This is a genomic window from Halarcobacter ebronensis (assembly GCF_013201825.1).
In the GTDB taxonomy this organism is placed as follows: Bacteria; Campylobacterota; Campylobacteria; order Campylobacterales; family Arcobacteraceae; genus Halarcobacter; species Halarcobacter ebronensis.
Map to the genome: position 1 here is coordinate 1,033,572 of NZ_CP053836.1, position 20,824 is coordinate 1,054,395.

A 20,824-nucleotide genomic window follows, 5' to 3' on the forward strand; every position below is an offset into this window, starting at 1 on the left:
TTCCTTTTTTAGGATATTTTAAACCCCACAAGGGTAATGTCATCGCATCTAATCTCATCACCTTGATATTCATGCAAGTTATCTAATAAAAGCTCCTGCTGATCTGCGAAAGATTCATCTTTTATCTCTTCAATAAGTTTTTGAAATCTTTTTTTATTAAAAGAGAACCCTTCTTCTCCACCAATTTGATCAACATATCCATCTGTTGCTATATAAAACTGCATATCTTTTTTTACTTTAATTATATGGTCCTCAAAATCAAAGTTTGCATCAGATTTTTTATAACCCACTGATTGTCTATTTCCCTTAATCATGTGGTATTCTCTATTTTCATCAATATAATATAAAGGAATCTCTGCCCCTGCAAACTTAATTATTGACTCTTTTCTATTGTAGTAAATTATTCCTCCATCAAATCCTGCATTTGAAATACTATTATTATCCTCTTGTTTTAGAAGATGTTTCATAGAACGGTTGAAAATGCTTAATATTTTTCCTGGACTAACCTCTTCTTGACTATTTAAAATTTTTGAAGTTATTTGTCTCTCTATAGCTTTAACCAACATACTTACAAAAGCGCCAGGAACTCCATGCCCAGTACAGTCTATTACCATTAGAATACATTCATTGTCATCTCTTAAATCTTCAAGCAAATAGATATCTCCACCAACAATATCTTTAGGATGCCAAATAGCGAAATAATCACTAAAATATTTTTTAAAGGTATCATTTGGCGGTATTAAAGAGTGTTGTATAAGAGATGCATACTCAATTGAGTCTTGCGTATGTTTATGCATTTGTTCAACTTCAACTCTAATATTTTCAAGTTCTGTAATATCATTTAGTGCTGCAACTTGAAGATACTCTTCTCCATGTTTAAACTTTTCTAATCCAATTGAAAAGATGAAACTTTCATTATTTACAGTAATTTTTGTTTTATGCATAATATTTGGAGTTTCAAGAATATATTCATTCCATTTTCTATCAAAATAGACTTTTTTTATAAACTCATCACTTGAGTTATTATCAAAAGTATCTGAGATACAATTTCCAAATCTATTTTTAAATTCTTCAATATTTTCCACATTAAAAAATTTCAAAAAGGCTTTGTTTGCAGTTTTAATTTCATATCCATTAGTAGAAACCACTAAATTTTCTTGGGAATTCATTACAGAATTAATATATTTTCTTTCGCTATCAAGCTCTTTTGTTCTTTCAATTACTTTTTGTTCCAGAGATTCACTTAATCTTTGAACTCTTTTTTTATCTGTAATATCTACTCTAATTGCAGAATATCCTATATGTTTTCCATCTTTATTGTAATCAGGTTCAAGTTTTGTATCAAACCAACAAGTAGTTCCATTTTTATTTTTATTTTTCATTTCAACTTTTACGCAAGTCTCTTTTTTGAGGCTTTCCCCTATAAAAGTAAAAATCTCTTGGGGCATATCAGGATGTCTAAAGATATTATGAGGTTTTCCAATCAATTCATCATAACTATAACCACTTATTTTACAAAAAGCATCACTGGCATGGGTAATAATTCCTTCAAGATCTGTTTTTGAGAAGATCACATTTTTATCAAATTGTGAGATTAAATTTTCCAATTCTAATTTTTGTTCTTGTAAATCTTTTGTTTTCTTATCTACTAGATGTTGCAATTTTCGGTTGTAATAAATAACAATTAAAAATATTACAATTATAATCAGTGCAACTTTTGCAACTAATATATAATCAATTCCTTCATCTATTTTTAATCCAACCCATTTTTTTCTTATAAGATTTATTTCATCTTCTGAAATTATATCTATTGCTTTGTTTATTGCAGTGATTGCCTCATTTGGATAATCTTTTCTTATTGCAATATGAATATCTCTTCTATTATCCAACTTTAGAGCAACTTTTAGGTTTAGTATATTGTTTGTAAATATTATATGACTTATTACTTCTAAATTTCCAATGTAGGCATCAATAAATCCATTTCTTAATTTATCAATACCCTCTTTTGTTCCTTTTATTGGTACCAAATTTAGTTCAGGATATTTGTCTTTGATTAAGTTATATAGTGAAGTTCCTTCTGAAAGACCAACTCTTAATCCTTTCAAGTCAGATACTTTTGAGATGAAGTTTGCATTACTATTCATTATTACTCCATCAGTTAGAGTAAAAGTAGTTTTTGAAAAGTTTAAGAATTTTTCTCTTTGGGGTGTTTTACTTGCAGCTGCAAGCATATTTACTCTTCCTTCTTTTGCTAACTGCATTGATTGTGTCCAGTTTTCAGTAGAAATCAATTGAAATTCAATTCCTGTATGCTCTTTAATTAAAGAGAGATAATCAGCCATCATCCCTTCATAAAGTTGTGTTTTTTTGTTTATTCCTTCAATTGGTATCCAATTTGGATCAACTGCAAATTTTATTACAGGTTTTTTTGACAACCATAAAATCTCTTTTTCATTAAAGTTAATAAGAGAAGTGCTTTTTTGCATAGTGCTCATCCATTTATTGGATATTAGTTTTTTATCTTCTCTTGAAATCTCTTTTATAGATTTGTTAATAATTTCTGCAAGTATTTTATATTCTTTTTTGACAGCCATATGAAGACTTGTAGGTGCTCTTTCTTTTAAAAGATTATTGATTTTCAATGTGGAAATAAAGTTTTTTTCAATTGCATAAGTTGAAGATGGATTATCATTTAAAAAAGCAACAGTCTCTCCTGATTCTACAGAACGTAGTGCTTCTATAATAGAATCAAATTCAACAAGTTTAATCTTTTTATGTTCCTCTTTTAGCCAAGTTGTAATTTCATAACCTTTTACTACAGCAACATTTTTCCCATATAAAGTCTCAATGTTATCAAGTTTTGTAAGAGTTTTTTTTGTTATATAATAGTCAGCAATAGCAAGATATGGACTTGTAAATATCACATCTTTTGCACGAGCTTCGTTGTAATAGATTGCTGGTAATAGGTCAATTTTTCCATCTTTTAGTAAGAGTAACAGTTCATTCCAGCTTTTGCCTGTATTAATTTTAAAATTTAGTCCACTAATAGATGAAATTAAATCCAGATAATCTTTTGCAAGACCATTGTATTGATTGTTTTCATCAACAAAATCAAAGGGAGCCCAATCTAATTCTCCTCCAACATTTATAGTTCCATGCTCTTTAATCCATTGCAATTCATCCCTTGAAAAAATATTTGCTCTAGTTGTAGAACTACTCCCTATCCATTTCTCTCTTAGGGCATTTAACTCTTGGGAACCTACATTTGCAATAGCTTTTTGTAAAATAGAGTGTAATAATGTATAATCATTTCTTACTGCAATTCTTAAATCAGTATCTTCATCAATCTCCAATTCACTTCTATACTCAACTTCATAAAGTGATAACTCTTTTATTAAATTACCCATTACTATATATGAACCTATTGCAGCATCTGCTTCCCCTTTTTCAAGTGCATATAAAGTCTCTTGTGCATTTTTTAAAACTATAACTTGAACTAAAGGATACTTCTCTTTTATAAGGTTTTCTTGAAAAAAACCATCAACTACTGCAACTTTTTTCCCACTTAATGAGTTTATATCAGTTATTGAATGATTGTTTTTTAGAGTAAAAATACCGATTCTTCCTTTTTGGTATGATTGAGTAAAGAGTAAAAATTTTTCTCTTTCATCTGTTTTTATAATATTAAGCATTACATCAATTTGTTTGTTAATAGCTTTATTATATAACTCATTCCATTCCCCTTGGACATATTCAACTTTTATACCTATTTTTTTTGCCAAAAGGTTCATAAATTCGACAGAAAATCCACTAGGAATGCCTTCTTTATTAAAGTTTATAGGAATCCAATTTAGTTCATTGTGTACTTTTATTTTAGGGTGGGTTTTTAACCACTGCAACTCTTCTTGGCTTAAACCTAAAGAGTTTTGATTAGTAAAATATATAGTTGCATTTCCAACAATTTCATCTTTATATTTTATAGAAAAAGAGTGTTTAGTAATATTTGAGTCAAATTTTGGCAGAGGTTTATTAAAAAAAGTTTTGTCACCATCTTTATAATAAGTTAACATTCTACTATTTTCTACACTATCAAATATTTCAAGAGCTTTTATTTGTTTATGAGATTTTAAATAACTTTTTGCCACGTTTAGCAAACCTTGAGTATCATAGTTATAGAGATAATTTGATGTCAAAAGTTCTATATGTGAGGCTTCTTCTTCATGCTCATTTGAAAATAAAGAAGAGAGTGTAATTGCTATTATTAGAAATATTTTTATAAAGTTACTCATTGTTTTTACTCATACTTTTTTATTATAGATTTGTATTTTGGATTATTTTTATGATCAGCAAGTAAAGCCCAAATTTTATCTGCCAAAGCACTATTTTTTTTATAAAATTTATGGGAAAAAACTATGAAATAAGGCTTTGTTACAATAGGAATTTCAATTTTTTTTATCACTTCTGCATATTTTGGGTTTTTCTTTAAATAGGGATCAATTTTGGACTCTTGGTTTACAAAGCCTTGAATCCTTTTTGCAATTAGTTTTCTTACATCTCCTAAATTACTACTATTTTCACTTACAAGTACATTATTGTTTTTTAGAAAATCAACTATCGAATAACCTTGAGTAGCACCAATTTTACCATACAAATTTATGAAATTATTACCATCCCAATTTAAATTTGAATCTTTTAATGTGTAAAGAACATATGATAAATCCATAGCTTTTAAGTTATTGTTTAATTCATTTAAACTATTTTTTGGGTAAACACCCATCTCTTCTCTATTCTTTAAGTAACTAGCAAAAAGAAGCATATCTGCTTGATTTGAATGAAGAATTTTATGTGCTCTTAAACTTTGAACTCTATTGAATTTAAATTCAACATTCAACTCTTTTTCAAGACTTTTTAAAATTTCAATAGTTATTCCAGGGCTATTCTTTGCAATTTTTGTATCTTCTAGTATATATGGGTATATTTGTTTATCTTCACAAATAACGTTAATTGAGATTGTTTGAGCCATTAAAATATTAACATTTAAAAATAGTAATATAAATAATAGTCTCATCTTTTTCCTTTTAAAAAAGTTGATAAATAACACCATATAGTATACACTAATAATAAGCTTTTGTAAAAGTTATTCAGACTATTTTTTAATTTTTATTAGGATTATTTTTTTATGTGTGTTTTCGATTAGACAATTGGAAGTTCTATATAGAATTTTGCTCCATCAATATTATTTTTTACAAAGATTTCACCTTTTAGGTTTTCAAGTATGACTTTGTATGTTAAATACAAGCTTATACCTGTACCCATTGATTCATGTTTGGTTGTAAAGTATGGATCGAAGATTTTATCAATAATCTTTTCATCAATTCCACCTGCATTATCTTTAATTGTAATAAGAAGTTTTTTATCATTTTTCTTTTTAATTGTTATTACAATTTTTTTATTTTTTGTTCCGCTCTTTTCAAAGGCATCTTTTGCATTAGAAAAAATTGCATTAAATACTTCAAAAACTTCAGAAGTATTAGCTGAGATATTTAGTTTTTCTTCCTCATATTTTTTTATAACTGCAATATTTTTTTCTTGAAAAATTGGATTAAAAAAATCTAAAACTTTGTCCATGTGCTCTTGGATGCAAAGTATTCGTCTATCTTTATCATTAACGTCAATATACTCTTTAAAATTGTCAATAGTTTTTGATAGATATGTTGCATGTTCTAAAATAGAGTTTGTAAAACAATCTAAATCTTTGTCTGTTAGTAGATTCATCTCTTTTTGAACTTTTATCCCACTAGCGCAAGTTGTTATGACACTTAAAGGTTGTCTCCACTGGTGTGCTATATTTGACATCATCTTTCCAAGAGAAGCCATTTTTGATTGATTAAATAGATGTAAGTCTTGTTTCCTTCCTCTATTAACTTCCAAAGTAACTCTTTTATCAAGCTCTCTATTTAATTTTATTAGGTTCTCTTTTGCAACAGTTTGTTTAAAAAAGAGATAAAAAACAATTGCAAGAAGAAGATATGAGATAAATATTTTTGATATTAGGTCATTTTTGTCATTATATATAAAGTCATCATTTTGGCATACACAAAGGGTTGCAACTATCTCGTGCGTAACAGGATTTTTTATAGGTATCATTGTTTTTATGATGTTTTTACTACCATCATAAATGCTAAAAGGTTCCCCTTTTAAGATAATTGTCGTGTAATCCTTTGGATTCGCTGTACTTAATGGAGGATGAGTCTCATATACAGATTTTTCAAAATAGAAGTCTTTGTTTGGACTTAAAATGTAGTTTTTTCGTTCCTCTTTGAATACTTTTTTGTCAACAACATCTTTTCTAATTAGAAAACTCAAATTTAAATTGTATGTATGATACATTGTCTCAACCATAGCTAATACGCTAAAAGATATCTCAACACTTCCAATATATTCATCATCTTTTGTAAATAGAGGATAAACAAATCTATATCCATTAAAGATTCTTCCCTCTTCAAAACCATGAATATATTTCTTATTCTCATTTACATATCTAACAGTTGATCTAACATTTGTTAAATTGTCACCAAATTTATTTGGTCTATGCATTCTTAGAAAGCTCTCATTATCTGGTAAATGAAAATGAAGTTGTTTTAGGTTGTAACTTTTTAGTTTTTCATATTTGAATTTTAGATGATTTAAAAGTCTATTTCTTATTATATTTTTTTTAGCACCACTCTCTTTATAGGCATCTTTAAAAATTTCAATTGTTTTTTCATCATTTATATCTGTATCAAAAATTAATTTGGATAAAACCCTATATTCATCATATATAGCTTTATACTCTAAAAGATGTTGATTTGTTTTATTATGTAAATAGTTTTCTACATTTTTATTGAATTGAATTATATATATTGTTACAAGTAATGTTGTGATGATAAAGTATAAAAAAAGATATTTTAAAATAATTTTCTTTATCATGAAAATCCTTTATCTAACTGTAATCATAACATAATTAGCATCAAAAAGTAATTATCTTGTATTAAGTCTTGAGTGTTATTTTTTTGATTTATTTCTAAGTATTTTATGGGAAGACGAATTATAATTTGTTAATACTAAATATTAAATAAATCAATTTATTATATAAATAATAAGTTTTGATTTAATTTCATATTAATAATTATAATGTATGATAGTTTTATAAATAGTTTAGATATTTTTAGGATTTAAAATGGATTATGATGAGTTTGAAAAAGCGGTTGATTTATTTGGAATAATAACAAGAACCTCAAAAAAAGATATTAAACAAAAGTACTTAAAACTCTCAAAAAAGTATCATCCCGATATGCCAGAAGGTAGTGATGAAAAGTTTAAAGAGTTACAAGCAGCTTATGATATTTTGAATAGTTATATGGACTCTTTTTGTTTCTCTTTTGATGAAGAGGAGTTTAAAGAACAATACCCATCTTTTACAAATTACAAAAATTGGAGATAAGTTATGAAATTACTACTAATATTGGTTTTTGCAGTTGTGTCACTTTTTGCAAATAGTGGTGTAAAAAGTATAGATATCTTTAAAAATAGAGATTTTATAAATCAGAAATTGGATCTTTCTAAAAAGAGTACAAAGCTGTTATCTCTTGTAAATTTAGAAGATATAAAGTTTATAATGGATGACTCTTGTGAAATTAAAAGTTTTGACCTTATAACTGAAAGTTTCGAAAATGATACTTTATCTATACAGATAAAAAAACTTGAAGATGAGATTAATTACAAAAGTAATAAAGTAAAAGCATTAAATAGTAATATTGTTTTCCTACAAAAAAGCTCTTCAGGAACAATAACAGATGTGAAGATTTTAGAAAAAACTTCTTCATATATTACAAAAGAGATTTTAGATAATTTTAATGAAATTTATAAAATTGAAAAAGAGATAGAGAGTGATAAAAAGAGTTTAGATGAAATGGTTAAAAAAAGAGAGAATGAAAGTTACTCAAACTTAAACTATGATATTTCATGCAAAAAAGAAGTTTTAGTTAGTTACCCAATTTTCAATTTAGAGAAAAAATCTATTTTTGATATTAATTTTAACTCAAAAAACAAAAAAGTTGAGCTAAAAAATCAACTGTTTGTTAAACACTCTTTGGGTGAAGATTTAGAAGGTATTGAACTAAATTTTTATACTTTTAATTATATAGATCAAATAAGACCATATAAATTTACTCCTGAATATTTGGATATTGTTGAGAAAAAAGAGGTAAAAGCTTTTAATGAAATGGCAATAAATTTAGCAGTTCCAGTTCAAAAGAGTAGGGTTCTTAGTGCTGTTTCTACAGCTGATTATTTAGAAGGGACAACAAAATCTTTTTTTAAAGCTAAAAATGTTGATTTGTTTGCTGGAAAAGAGAATAGAGTTTTACTCTCAAATGATATTTATGATGCAACAAATAGTATTGAAATAGATGGATATTCAATGGCACAACCCTTTTATAAAGTAGATTTCAAAAGTAAAAAATTGTATGGAGCTATTTTTGCAAATCTTTATTTAGATGGACTTTATATTGGTAAGAATAGTTTAAATGATATAAAAAAAGATGAAGAGTCATCAATATATTTTGGGAATAGCAGATTAATTGATGTAAAAAAAGAGCTAATAAAAGATTTAAAAGAGGAACCATTTTTCTCTATTAATAGAGTAAAAACTGAAAAAATTTGGGATTATATTATTACAAATAATAGTAAAAAAAGAGAGAAAATTGCCCTTTTGGAGAGAGTTCCAGTTTCAAAACATGAAGATATAAAAGTTAAAATTATTGGAAAAACAAAAGAGAGTAAACTGGAAAAAGATGGTAAAATCACATTTGAATTTGAATTAGATCCAAATGAAACAAAAAAGATTAATTTTGGATATGAGATAGATAAACCAACAATTAAATAAGGAGATTAGATGCTTGATGATAAAAAAATAAAAGAGTTAGTTTTAGTTTCTTTGGTGGCAGATGCTTACTCCTTGGGAGCTCATTGGATTTATGATGAAAAACAGTTAGAGAGCTTGGATATAAATTGGAATGAGTTAAATGATGCAAAATCTATCTGGCATAAAGGGAAAAAAGCAGGTGAGTTCACCCATTATGGAGATCAATCTTTGTGGTTATACCAATTTTTACAAAATGAAGGTTACTTTAATGCAAAAGAGTATACAAAACTTTGGAAAACAAAGATGGATATTTATAATGGTTATATAGATTCAGCAACTAAAAAAACCTTATTAAATATAGAAGAAAGTATTGAGCCTTGTGGTTCTACATCAACTGATTTATCAGTAGTTGGAAGAGTTGTTCCTCTTCTTCTTGTATCAAAAACAAAAGATGAATTTTTGAAAAATGTTAATGATTTTGTAGTAATTACTCATAACTCTGAAGAGGCTAAAACTGCTTCAAAGTTTTTTGCAACTTTGCTTTGGGAAGTCTTAAGTGGAAAAGATATAGAAGAGACTATATTATCCTTAAAAGATGAATACAATACAAAAGTTCAGTCATATATATATAGTGGAGTTGCATCAAAAACTGATTCAACTTTTGAAGCAATAAGAGGATTTGGACCAGCTTGTGATATTGAAGGTGGATTTCAAGGTGTTATTCATCTTTTATGTAGATACAAAAATTTTAAAGAGATGTTAGTTAATAACTCAAAAGCAGGAGGAGATAGTAGTGCTAGAGCAATGATTGCTGCACCAATTTTTATGGCACAAGCAGGGGCAAATATGAAAATGATTCCTTCTTCTTGGTTAAATATAAGTGCAACAATAATATAAGGTTGAACATGGAGCCATTAAAATTTTTTAAAGATAGATTTTATATTGAGTTTACAATTACCTCAATCCTTTTTGTAACAGCTCTTATAATGGATAAATTAATGGAGGCTATTATTTATATGCTCTATTTTATTATCTTCTTAGAGATTGTAAGAACTGTTGTAAATTATGTTAGGGAACAAAGGGTAATTATCTCATCTTTAGTAGATGCTTTTATTATTTTGGCTTTAAGAGAATTGATTGTAAATCTTGTAAAGATAAATAATGAAACAATAAAATCTTTTGAAGATCTTTTTGCTAGTAGCTTAAATCATAATTTACTTGTAATAGCAGGTGTTATAATATTTTTGCTTGTAGTAAGATATCTCTCTGTTAAAACCTCATACATATATATTATGGAAAAAGAGAAATTAAAAAGAAAAGATGAAAATCTTTAGGGAAAATCCCTAAAGATTGGTAATTACTTCATATCTGGTTTTGGTGTTTTATCAGTACTTACTGGTAAAATTGGATATGTAATTTCAGGTTTTTTACCTGTTAATGATTTTAAGAATGTTGTAATTTTAGAAGCCTCTGCATCAGAAATTTTGATTCCTAATTGAACAGAACCCATCTCTTTTACAGCATCAGATAAAGACCAAATTCCACCATTATGGAAATATGGAGCAGTCTCTTCAATGTTTCTTAACGTTGGAGTTTTAACCATTCCATTTTTATCACCTTTAAAATCACCTAATGATGCAAATTTATATTTTGCAGCAACTTGGAAAGGTTGCATAGTTCCACCTAATCCAATATCATTGTGACAGCTAGCACAACCTTTATCTACAAATAGGTTTAACCCTTCTTTCTCTTTGTCTGTTAATGCAGACATGTTTCCATTTAAGAATGCATCAAATCTTGATGGAGTAATAAGTGTTCTTTCAAATACTGCAATTGTTTCAGTAATAAGTTCAAAAGTAACTTTTACATCATCACCATAAACTTTTTTGAATTCATCAATATAAGCAGGCATAGAAGTTACTCTAGCAACAACTAAATCTTTTGGCGCAGCCATTTCAGGTCCAGCTTGGATTGGTCCTTGAGCTTGAGCTTCTAAGTGTGGGTCTCTCCCATCCCAGAATTGAGCTTGATTTAATACAGAGTTGTATACTGTTGGTGAATTTAAGTGATGTGGATTTGCAGTCCATTTATGTCCAATAGCTGCATCAACGCCATCAACACCACCCATCGCCAAGTTATGACATGTATTACATGAAATCAAACCACTTTTTGATAATCTTGGCTCAAAATATAATTTTTTTCCAAGTTCAACTTTACAGTCAGTAATAGGGTTTTTTGGATTATCAACTAATTTTAAAACCTCTAATTTACTTTGTGGAATTGGTTTAATTCCTGCATCTGTTACTTTTTTGATTAAAGCAGCATCACTAGCAGCAAATGCACTTACCCCTGTAAACATTATAGCGACTACCGCCAAACTAATTTTTCTCATATTCTTCTCCTTTTGTAAAATATAATTTAAACTATAGGATAAAAATTATTAAATAAAAATTAATTCTTATAAAAAATTTTTTTTAAATGTTAAAATTTATTTTTTGTTAAGAAAACGTATAAAATGGCTATTTTTTTATTAAAGTTGAGTGCTAAATCAATAAAAAGTCTAATTTAGCTTAAATTAAATTATTAATTTTTATCAAAATAATCTAATATTTTTAGAAAAAATTTAAATTTTATTTAATTTGTAAATTTTAATATTTGATATATTTTGAGAATTTATTTTAGTATGAAAATAGAATTACTTAAATATTTTTTGTAGAAAAAAGTATAATTTTATGAAGAAAAAATGAAATAATAAGAGTTTTTGTAAAAGATATAAAGTAAGAGTGATTTAATAAAATCTCTCTTACAACTCTATTTCAAGTGCAATAGGGCAGTGGTCACTTCCAAAAATTTTACCCATTATATAGGCATTTTTAACATTATCTTTTAAATCTTCACTTACATAGAAATAGTCAATTCTCCAGCCAACGTTATTCTCTCTTGCATTTGCTCTATAGCTCCACCAGCTATAATTATCTGGCTCATTACCATTTATATGTCTAAAGGTATCAATATAACCATGTTTTAAAAATTTTGTAATCCACTCTCTCTCCATTGGCAAAAATCCAGAAGTATCTTCATTTGCCTTTGGCCTTGCAAGGTCAATTTCTGTATGAGCTGTATTAACATCTCCACAAACAATTATAGATTTTCCATCTTTTTTAAGTTTTTCACAATGCTCTAAAAATCTATCATAAAACTGCATTTTATATACAAGCCTCTCCTCTTTACTTTGCCCATTTGGAAAATATACGTTAAAAAATGCTATCTCTTTATTGTCTGTTTTAAAGTGTATCTCATTTATTCTTCCCTCATCAAGTATATCAACACTTGGACAAGTTGATTGAAAGTGTGGTTCTATATCTGTAAAGAGTGCGGTTCCACTTCTTCCTTTTATAGCTGACTCTGAGGCAAGGAGTGTTTTGTACTCCCTTGCAAAAATAGAGTTTGGTATTTGCTCTTTTGTTGATTTAGTCTCTTGAATTCCAAGTAGATCAATATTTGCTTCATCAACCCATTTTAAAGCTTGTTTTTTATCAACAGCTCTAATACCATTAACATTCCATGATACAAATTTATATTTAGTCATTTTTTGTCTTTTCTTTTTTCTCTATTTTTTCAATCTTCTCAATTTGAATAAATTTTTTATCATCTTTTGCTTGAATTTTTTTATCTTTTAAACTAAGTCCTATTTGATTTGAGAAGTTTTTGTTTCCAACAAGAGAGTCACCTTTCCCTCCATGCATATCAATTTTACCTTTTTGATTTTCTGCTGCAAAACTAAGTGTAAGTGAAACTACTAAAAAGAGTGTAATCTTTTTTATCATTTTTTTGCTCCTTTTAAATTTTTATACATTCCATAAAGGGTAATTGTAATCCAAAATATTTCAATAATAAAAGAACCCAAATTAAAATGTACAAGAAGTGAAATAAAAAGTAATATTGCACCAAAAAGGTTTAATAGTTGGTAAACAAGTGAAGTTATTTTTGCTCTTTCAGTTTGTAACAAAAAGTAAGCAAATACAACAAATATCATTCCAACAAAACCAATAAACTGGTAAATATCCATTTTAATCCTCATAATTAAGTCTAAATTTGTTATTTTACGGTAAATTTTTTATAAAGATATTAAATGACAGATGAAATTTTACTTGGACTTATAACTTTTTTTACCTCTACTGTTGCTGGAGTTGTTGGATTAGGAGGAGGCATGATGTTAATAGCTATTTTGCCATCTTTTCTACCTTTAAATGCTCTAATTCCAGTTCATGGTCTAACCCAAATGTCAAGTAATTTTAGCAGAGCTGTATTTGGTTATAAAGATGTAAAAGTTGAGACTATTCCAAAGTTTTTATTTGGTTCGATTTGTGGTATAGCTCTTTTTGCTTCAATTTTATATTTTATCTCTTTGAAGTATGTTCCTTTGTTTATAGGAATATATATTTTGTTATCTTTGTGGAGCAAAAAATTTAATGAGAAGATTAAAAGATATGAGAGCTATTTTTTAGCAGGTTTTTTTCAAACAGGTCTCTCTATTGTTGTTGGAGCAACAGGACCACTTACAATGACATTACTTCTAAAAGATTATGAGGATAAGAATATTGTAGTTGCAACGGGAGCTGCTTTAATGAGTATAACCCATACTCTAAAAGTATTTGTTTTTATGTTTTTTGGATTTGTTTTTTTTGATTATTTAGGTGTTTTAATTTTTATGATAGTTGGAGCTGTTGCTGGAAGTTATGCAGGAACAAAACTAAGGGATAAGATAGATGGGAAAAAGTTTGTAATGATTTTAAAACTACTTCTCTCTGCCTTAGCTATTAAACTTATTATTGGACTATTATGGTAAAAGATATTTTTAAATCAAGGGTTGCTCTTTTATATATTATAACTATCTCTATGGTTTTCTCTTTTTCTGCTTGGATGAGTCTTTTAAATAACTTTGTAATTGAGGTTGCCTCTTTTGATGGGAGTGAAATAGGAATTTTACAAAGTCTAAGAGAGATACCTGGATTTTTGGCTTTTACAGTTGTTCTAGTTATTATTTTTATATCTCAACAAAGATTAGCATATCTCTCTATGATGATGCTTGGTTTGGGAGTTATTTTAACAGGATTTTTCCCAACAGCTTTGGGACTTTATATTACAACAATTATTATGTCAGCAGGTTTTCACTATTTGGAGACTCTAAATCAATCTTTGTCTTTGCAGTGGTTAAGTAAAGCAAAAGCTCCTATAGTTTTAGGAAAAATAACAGCTGTAAGATCTTTTACCTCTTTGGTAGTATTTGTTCTAATATATATAATGATGAAATTTTACTCTGTAGAGTACAAATATGTATATGCCCTTTTTGGTGGAGTAACTTTTTTTATAGGTATTTTTATTTGGATTTTTTTTGAACACTTTAAAGATGATGTGGTTCAAGAGAAAAAAATAAGAGTAAAAAAGGAGTATTGGCTATTTTATCTTTTAACTCTTTTGGCAGGAGCTAGACGACAAATATTTGTGGTTTTTGCAGCTTTTTTGCTTGTTGAGAAGTTTGGAGTTGATATTCACAATATGGTAATGCTTATGTTTGCAAATGCAATATTAAATATGTATTTTGCTCCTGCTATTGGAAGATTTATTTCAAAATTTGGTGAGAGAATAACTTTAAGATTTGAGTATTTTGGTCTTATGCTTGTTTTTGTTTCTTATGCTTTTGTTGAAAATCAATATATAGCTTTTGGTCTTTATGTTGTGGATCATCTGCTTTTTTCTATGGCAATAGCTTTAAAAACATACTTTCAAAAAATTGCAGATCCAAAAGATATTGCAAGTGCAAATGCGGTATCTTTTACAATAAACCATATTGCAGCAGTATTTTTGCCTTTTGTTCTTGGAGTTCTTTGGCTCTATTCAAGTTCAATGGTTTTTGTAATAGGATCTTTAATAGCTCTTATCTCTTTTTTACTTTCATTTTTAGTTCCAAAAGATCCAAAACAAGGTTTTGAAACAACCCTAAAAAAAGTTACTCTTCCATAACTTTTAGCAGGGTTTTGAGTGTTTTTTCTTTATCAAAAGGTTTAGTAATAGTTAAGAAAGAACTCTCCTTTTTTTCCTCTTTTGATACAAATACTATTTTCTCTTCTCTTTTTAAAAAATATTCATCAATCTGTTCTTTTGTTATGCACTCCATATCAACAATAAGTAGTGCAAAATCACTGCTTTTGAGCTTTGATTTAAAATCACTTAAACCTAAAGATTGTTGAACACTATAGTTTTTATTTAATTCAATAATTAGGCTCATATAATTAATAGGGTCTTTATTTAAAATAAGAATATTTTTCTTTATCTCCTCTTTTTCTTCAATTAACGCATCATTACCAAAAAAGATAGTATTATCCAAAGACTCTTTTTTTGCCTCACTTATTGGTTTACTCTCTTTTTTTAACTCTTTTGCATTATCAAGATTTTTAGGAAAATGAACAGTAACTGTTGTACCTGTACCAAATTTACTTTGAATATTTATTTTTCCATTAAAAAGTTCAGTAAGTTCCTTACAAATGGCAAGTCCAAGTCCTGTCCCTCCATATTTTCTAGTTGTACTTTCATCTGCTTGTTTAAACCTGTCAAAAATAGTATTTAGTTTATCTTCTTGGATTCCTATTCCATCATCACTAACAGTAACTTTTATAAACTCATTGTCGTTTTCAACATAAAATCTTATCTCTCCTTTTTCTAAAAACTTCAAAGAGTTGCTTATTAGGTTTTTAATTATCTGTTTAATTCTTTGTTTATCACTAAAGATGTTCTCAATACTCTCATCATATTTGAAATCAAATTTAAGTCTTTTTTCTATAATTTGAGGTTCAAACATATCTTTAATCTCAACCATTACTTTTTTTGTCTCTATTGTTTCATAGTAGAGTTCAAGCTTTCCTGCTTCAAGTTTAGATATATCTAAAACATCATTTATTAAAAACAAAAGGTCATTTCCACAACTATTTATAATCTCTAAATTTTTTACCTCTTTTTCATCAAATTTGCCATTTTTATTTTTTTTCATTATTGAACTAATTAGATTTATAGAGTTAAGTGGAGTTTTTAACTCATGGCTCATATTTGCCAAAAAATCATCTTTTGCTCTATTTGCATTTTCAAGTGCCTTTTTTTGTAGTCCTTGAATCATTGTTAACTGTTTTAAGTTGATAATATCTTCACTGATTTTCCCTGACATCTTATTAAAAGCATCAGCTAATATTGAAAGCTCCATCAAATTGTTTAGTTGGAGTTTTATATGGCTCTTCTCTTCATCATGTTTTTCAAAATCTCTAATTCCCGTAATTAGTTTTTTTAAAGGAAGGGTTAAATATTTATTAGTATAAAAAATAGTAAGAATCCAAAAAAGAAGAGTAAATACAACAAAATATATAATGATTCTATATATTTGATTTAAAGCTCTAGTAGTTGCAATATGATTATTTGTATAGAGTTCAACATCAGCAAGATAGGCTTTGCTGAAATAAGCAGATTCATAAATAGTAAATTTGTAATTATCATAATTTTCTTTGCTGTAGTGTGTTCTATCCACAGGAAAATATATTTTTTTATTTTTTGTTGTTAATATAATTCCACTTATAATTTCTGCATTTGAGATGGAATTTAAGATTTTATTTACTTTTATAAAATCTTTTTTAAGAAGAGGTTCTCTTAACTCATTTGAAAATTGTTTTTCAATCATTTTCATATTTTTTTCAACCATCTTTTTAGATTCATCAATTTCAACAAATGATTGATATACAGAGATAAAAATTACAATACAAAGGTATCCTAAAAAGATTTTTTTAAAGATTACATAACCAATGGTTTGGTTGAAGTTATTAAAAACATCATTCAATTTATTTAATACTGTTTTGAACATAGAGTATCCTTTTGTCTTTTGAAAATTTCTATGAATAAAATGATTATAACGATAAAATGTATTATAAAAGTATGATTTCATTTATTAGAGTATTAATATTATTAAAATATTTATATTTTCATCATTTTTTTAATTAAAAGTCAAATTACTAAGATATTTAAGCACTTTTGGAGGATTATTTTTTTTACAAATTAGTGCTGTTGGAATATTTGATAACTTTTCAATTTCAATTATTTTAAGAGTATCTTTAAAGCCTAGTTTTTCCACAACTTTTAGTGGAAGTAATGCTCTTCCCATTCCAGCTTCCACACAACTTAGTATGGTTTCTAAACTTCCAAATTCAAAATTTTTGTGTGTACAAATTCCATCTTTTGAGTAGTGATTATGCAAATACTCATTATAAGTACAACCTTTTTTAAAAGTAAGAATCACATCTGGCACTTTCCCTATTTTAGGTTCTAAAAGAACAATCTTTTCAGAAAATTCATTTAATATTTCAATGGAGTCATCTTTTGGTCTGCCACTTACAAAAGCAATATCAATTTTATACTCTAAAAGTAAATTGGTAATATATTCTGTGGTTCCTGTTATAAGTTCAAGTTGCATATTTGGAAATTTTTTATGGGTTTCAACTAAAAAAGAGGATAGTCTTATTGCAGCATTTGATTCTGTTGAGCCAATTCTAAGAAGAGATTGTTCTTGTAGAGATTTCATCTCAAAAATTATATTCTCCATCTTTTTTACAACTTCAATTGCAAGGGGATAGAGCTTTTCACCTTCAAGGGTAAGTTTAACTCCCTTTGGAACTCTGTGGAAAAGTTTATGTCCAATATTTTTTTCAAGCTGTTTTATCCTTGAGGTTACATTTGATTGGGCAAACCCAAGCTCTAGTGCACCAAGAGAGATACTTTGCTTTTGTGCAACTGCTACAAATACTTTTAGAAGATTAGAATCCATATCGCTTTTCCTTATATCATATATCACGATTTTATATTTGACAATCTATCGCTTATAGTGATATTATACTCAATATTCATTAAAAAAGTAGAGGGAAAAGATTATGGATTTGCTAAACAGAAACAGTAATGCAGCAATTATATTAGCAGGAATCTTATCTATTATAGTAGGAATGGGTGTAGCAAGATTTGTTTTCACTTCATTATTACCTCCAATGCTAGAAAACTATCTGACAATTACTTTTGCAGGAGTCTTAGCCTCTATAAACTATATAGGATATCTATCAGGTTCTATTTTTGCGACACTAATAAAAGATATAAATACAAAAGTCAAATATTTTAGAATTGGTGTAGTTCTTTGTATTGTTACAACTGTTGTTTTAGGGCTTAGTTCAAATGATGCCGTTTGGGCAATATCAAGAGTTGTTGCTGGTTTTGGTTCGGCAATGATATTAGTGGTTGGGTCAGCAATTGTAATGACAAAACTAAAAATTGAGAACAAAACAAAAGCTATGGGAATACATTTTAGTGGAATAGGATTTTCAATTTTTGTAACTGATTTAATTAAAAGAGCAGTCCTTTATAATGGTGGAACATGGCAAGAGGCTTGGGTGGTTTTGGCAATATTTGGTATTTTTGCTGGGGCATATTCATTATATATTCTCTCTTTTGACAAAGAGATTAGACAAAATGTTGTTAAACATAAATTTGATAAGTCTCTTTTTTCTATTTTTGTTATCTTTTTAATTATTGCATATTTTACAGAAGGTGTAGGGTTTGTTGTTCAAGGAACTTTTTTACCTGATATTATTAACTCCCTTGAGGGCTTAAAAGGGTATGGAAGTCTTACTTGGACTCTTGTTGGTTTAGCAGGAATCCCCTCTTGTATTATTTGGATGACATTAGCACATAAATATGGCAGCTTAAATATAATCATAATTGCAATGTTGGTACAAATTGTAGGGATTCTAATCTCTGCACTTACTTCAAATGTCTACTTAAATCTATTTAGTGGAATTTTATATGGTGGAACTTTTGTAGGACTTGTGGCTTTATTTATGAATTTAGGTGGAAAGCTTGCTGGGAAAAACCCTGTAATATTAATGGGAGCACTAACAACTGCTTATGGAATAGGGCAGGTTTCAGCCCCTTTATATAGTATAAAATTAGTTGATATGTATAGTAGTTATAGTCAAGCTTTATATGTAACAGCAGGAATAGTTTTTGTAGGTGTGGTGCTACTATTTATAGCAAAAAGATTTGCAACAAAAGAACAAAAAAGTATGTAAAGGAAAAATATGCCAATAATAAATGTTAAAATGACCCATGAAGATGGTGGGGCTACAAAAGAGCAAAAAGAGCTTTTAGCAAAAAAACTTACTCAAGTTTTTGTGGATGTTTTCAAAAGAGGAGAGAAAACCTGTGTAGTAACAATTGATGAGATACCAACAGATAACTACGCAATTGGTGGAGAAACTATTACAAATATTAGAAAAAAGTAGTATAAAAAGCTATGACACTTTTTACCCTCTTTTAAATGTTAAACTTCTATTTTATAAAGTAAGGAGAAATGATGTTATTAGAAATTAACGATTTTTTAAACAATCTTATTTGGGGTAATATTTTAATCTATTTATTACCTGCACTTGGGATATTTTTTACTGTAAGTTCTAGATTTGTACAGTTTAGATACTTTTTTAAAATGTTCCATATTTTAAGGGATACTGTACATGATAAAGAGGGACATATTAGCTCTTTTCAAGCACTTATGCTTAGTATTGCTGGGCGTGTTGGTGGTGGAAATATTGCAGGGGTTGCAGTTGCTATCACTTTAGGAGGACCTGGTTCAGTTTTCTGGATGTGGATAATTGGTCTAATTGGAATGAGTACAAGTTTCTTTGAGTGTTCTTTGGCTCAATTATATAAAGAGAAAGATAGCGAAGACTCTTGTGTATATAGAGGTGGACCTGCTTATTATGTAACAAAAGCTTTAGGTCAAAGATGGCTTGGAGTAATCATCTCATTTTTACTAATGGTTACTTTTGGATTTGCTTTTAATGCAACACAATCTTTTATTATTACTACTTCATTTGAATCAACATTTAATATTCCAGGTTGGATTTCAGGAGTTGCTCTTACTATTCTTTTTGCCTTTGCTGTATTTGGTGGTATTAAAAGAATTACAAAATTTTCTGAAGTTATTGTTCCAATTATGGCTGTTGGATATTTACTAATTGCAGCGGTTGTAATTTCTTTAAATATTGCACAAATCCCTTCACTAATTTCAATAATTGTAAATGAAGCTTTTAATCCAAGTTCAGCTATTGGTGGTGGATTAGGTGCAGTTATTTTACAAGGTGCAAAAAGGGGAATGTTTTCAAATGAAGCTGGACTTGGTTCTGCACCAAATGTTGCAGCAGTTGCTTATGTAGCCCATCCAGTTCAACAAGGAATTGTTCAATCTTTTTCTGTGTTTATTGACACAATTATCTTATGTTCTTGTACAGCTTTTATTATTCTTTTATCAGGAGTTTATACTCCAGGAGCACAAGGTGTAGATGGAGTATTATTAACTCAAAATGCTTTAATTGAACATATTGGACCTTTAGGTGGATACTTTGTAACAATTGCACTACTTCTTTTTGGATTCTCTTCAATTTTATATAACTACTATTTAGCAGAAAACTCACTAAACTTTTTTAGTAAAGGAAATAAAGTATTATTTACTCTATTTAGAATTTTTGTTATTGTTTTAATCATTTGGGGATCACAACAAGATTTAGGTTCAATCTTCTCATTTGCTGATTTATCAATGGGACTACTTGCAGTTATAAATATGATTGCTATAGCACTATTATATAAACCAGCACTTCAATTAATCAGAGGTTATGATAGACAAATAAAAGAGGGTAAAAAACCAGTTCTTAGATATAATGATTACAATGAATATAAAATTGACAAAGAGATTTGGAAAGAGATTGTTGATAATATCAATGATATAAGATCAAAGGATAAAGCGTAGGCAAGAGCCTACTCTATCCTAAAGCTTTTTAAAGTAAT

At 28.0% G+C, this 20,824-nt stretch carries 18 protein-coding genes; 9 read left to right on the plus strand and 9 right to left on the minus strand.

What is annotated here, in order from left to right:
* Positions 1-8: 8 nt before the first annotated feature.
* The 3 genes from AEBR_RS05110 to AEBR_RS05120 form a co-directional block, all read right to left on the minus strand.
* On the minus strand, positions 9-4,289 hold the full coding sequence (locus tag AEBR_RS05110; protein WP_129087213.1) for a transporter substrate-binding domain-containing protein: 4,281 nt from the start codon (positions 4,287-4,289) through the stop codon (positions 9-11).
* A 5-nt stretch (positions 4,290-4,294) separates the two neighbouring features.
* Positions 4,295-5,068 carry a substrate-binding periplasmic protein gene (locus tag AEBR_RS05115; protein WP_164969479.1) on the minus strand — a complete coding sequence of 258 codons (774 nt, stop codon included), beginning with the start codon at positions 5,066-5,068 and terminating at the stop codon, positions 4,295-4,297.
* A gap of 125 nt (positions 5,069-5,193) precedes the next feature.
* Positions 5,194-6,969, minus strand: a complete 1,776-nt coding sequence (locus AEBR_RS05120) for an ATP-binding protein (RefSeq protein ID WP_129087215.1) — start codon at positions 6,967-6,969, stop codon at positions 5,194-5,196.
* Between the two features lie 250 nt (positions 6,970-7,219).
* On the opposite strand from AEBR_RS05120, the gene AEBR_RS05125 reads away from it, so the two are divergent.
* Genes AEBR_RS05125 through AEBR_RS05140 form a run of 4 tightly spaced genes read left to right on the plus strand, consistent with a single transcriptional unit; the run spans position 7,220 to position 10,239 of the window.
* Positions 7,220-7,483, plus strand: a complete 264-nt coding sequence (locus AEBR_RS05125) for a DnaJ domain-containing protein (protein WP_128982695.1) — start codon at positions 7,220-7,222, stop codon at positions 7,481-7,483.
* A gap of 3 nt (positions 7,484-7,486) precedes the next feature.
* A complete protein-coding gene (locus tag AEBR_RS05130; RefSeq protein ID WP_129087216.1) occupies positions 7,487-8,926 on the plus strand; it encodes a DUF4139 domain-containing protein in 1,440 nt (479 codons plus the stop codon).
* Between the two features lie 9 nt (positions 8,927-8,935).
* On the plus strand, positions 8,936-9,802 hold the full coding sequence (locus AEBR_RS05135; protein ID WP_129087217.1) for an ADP-ribosylglycohydrolase family protein: 867 nt from the start codon (positions 8,936-8,938) through the stop codon (positions 9,800-9,802).
* Between the two features lie 8 nt (positions 9,803-9,810).
* Entirely contained in the window at positions 9,811-10,239 is a 429-nt protein-coding gene (locus tag AEBR_RS05140; protein ID WP_129087218.1) for a phosphate-starvation-inducible PsiE family protein, read from the plus strand.
* A 23-nt stretch (positions 10,240-10,262) separates the two neighbouring features.
* On the opposite strand, the gene AEBR_RS05145 is transcribed toward AEBR_RS05140, so the two are convergent.
* The 4 genes from AEBR_RS05145 to AEBR_RS05160 all read right to left on the minus strand — a co-directional run bounded on the left by AEBR_RS05145 (position 10,263) and on the right by AEBR_RS05160 (position 12,974).
* Positions 10,263-11,297: a cytochrome-c peroxidase gene (locus AEBR_RS05145; protein WP_129087219.1), complete on the minus strand. Its 1,035-nt coding sequence runs from the start codon at positions 11,295-11,297 to the stop codon at positions 10,263-10,265.
* A gap of 411 nt (positions 11,298-11,708) precedes the next feature.
* Positions 11,709-12,494 carry an exodeoxyribonuclease III gene (locus AEBR_RS05150; protein ID WP_129087220.1) on the minus strand — a complete coding sequence of 262 codons (786 nt, stop codon included), beginning with the start codon at positions 12,492-12,494 and terminating at the stop codon, positions 11,709-11,711.
* The gene (locus AEBR_RS05155; protein WP_129087221.1) at positions 12,487-12,732 is read right to left on the minus strand and encodes a hypothetical protein; all 246 of its coding nucleotides are present in this window, start codon (positions 12,730-12,732) and stop codon (positions 12,487-12,489) included. The genes AEBR_RS05150 and AEBR_RS05155 overlap by 8 nt, the downstream gene beginning before the upstream one ends.
* A complete protein-coding gene (locus tag AEBR_RS05160) occupies positions 12,729-12,974 on the minus strand; it encodes a CBU_0592 family membrane protein (RefSeq protein WP_128982713.1) in 246 nt (81 codons plus the stop codon). Before AEBR_RS05160 ends, AEBR_RS05155 begins: the two co-directional genes overlap by 4 nt.
* A gap of 63 nt (positions 12,975-13,037) precedes the next feature.
* On the opposite strand from AEBR_RS05160, the gene AEBR_RS05165 reads away from it, so the two are divergent.
* The gene (locus AEBR_RS05165; protein ID WP_128982715.1) at positions 13,038-13,754 is read left to right on the plus strand and encodes a sulfite exporter TauE/SafE family protein; all 717 of its coding nucleotides are present in this window, start codon (positions 13,038-13,040) and stop codon (positions 13,752-13,754) included.
* Entirely contained in the window at positions 13,748-14,929 is a 1,182-nt protein-coding gene (locus AEBR_RS05170; RefSeq protein WP_129087222.1) for an MFS transporter, read from the plus strand. The genes AEBR_RS05165 and AEBR_RS05170 overlap by 7 nt, the downstream gene beginning before the upstream one ends.
* Here AEBR_RS05170 and AEBR_RS05175 read toward each other — a convergent pair.
* Both AEBR_RS05175 and AEBR_RS05180 read right to left on the minus strand, forming a co-directional pair.
* Positions 14,916-16,808: a sensor histidine kinase gene (locus tag AEBR_RS05175; RefSeq protein WP_164969480.1), complete on the minus strand. Its 1,893-nt coding sequence runs from the start codon at positions 16,806-16,808 to the stop codon at positions 14,916-14,918. The genes AEBR_RS05170 and AEBR_RS05175 overlap by 14 nt on opposite strands.
* 129 nt (positions 16,809-16,937) lie before the next feature.
* Complete coding sequence (locus AEBR_RS05180) at positions 16,938-17,765, minus strand: LysR family transcriptional regulator (RefSeq protein ID WP_129087224.1); 828 nt, start codon at positions 17,763-17,765, stop codon at positions 16,938-16,940.
* 103 nt (positions 17,766-17,868) lie between these two features.
* On the opposite strand from AEBR_RS05180, the gene AEBR_RS05185 reads away from it, so the two are divergent.
* The 3 genes from AEBR_RS05185 to AEBR_RS05195 all read left to right on the plus strand — a co-directional run bounded on the left by AEBR_RS05185 (position 17,869) and on the right by AEBR_RS05195 (position 20,786).
* The gene (locus tag AEBR_RS05185) at positions 17,869-19,053 is read left to right on the plus strand and encodes a YbfB/YjiJ family MFS transporter (RefSeq protein ID WP_129087225.1); all 1,185 of its coding nucleotides are present in this window, start codon (positions 17,869-17,871) and stop codon (positions 19,051-19,053) included.
* A 9-nt stretch (positions 19,054-19,062) separates the two neighbouring features.
* Entirely contained in the window at positions 19,063-19,266 is a 204-nt protein-coding gene (locus tag AEBR_RS05190) for a tautomerase family protein (protein WP_129087226.1), read from the plus strand.
* Between the two features lie 71 nt (positions 19,267-19,337).
* Positions 19,338-20,786 (plus strand): alanine/glycine:cation symporter family protein, encoded by a 1,449-nt coding sequence (locus AEBR_RS05195; protein ID WP_129087227.1) that lies wholly within the window; start codon positions 19,338-19,340, stop codon positions 20,784-20,786.
* Positions 20,787-20,824 lie beyond the last annotated feature (38 nt).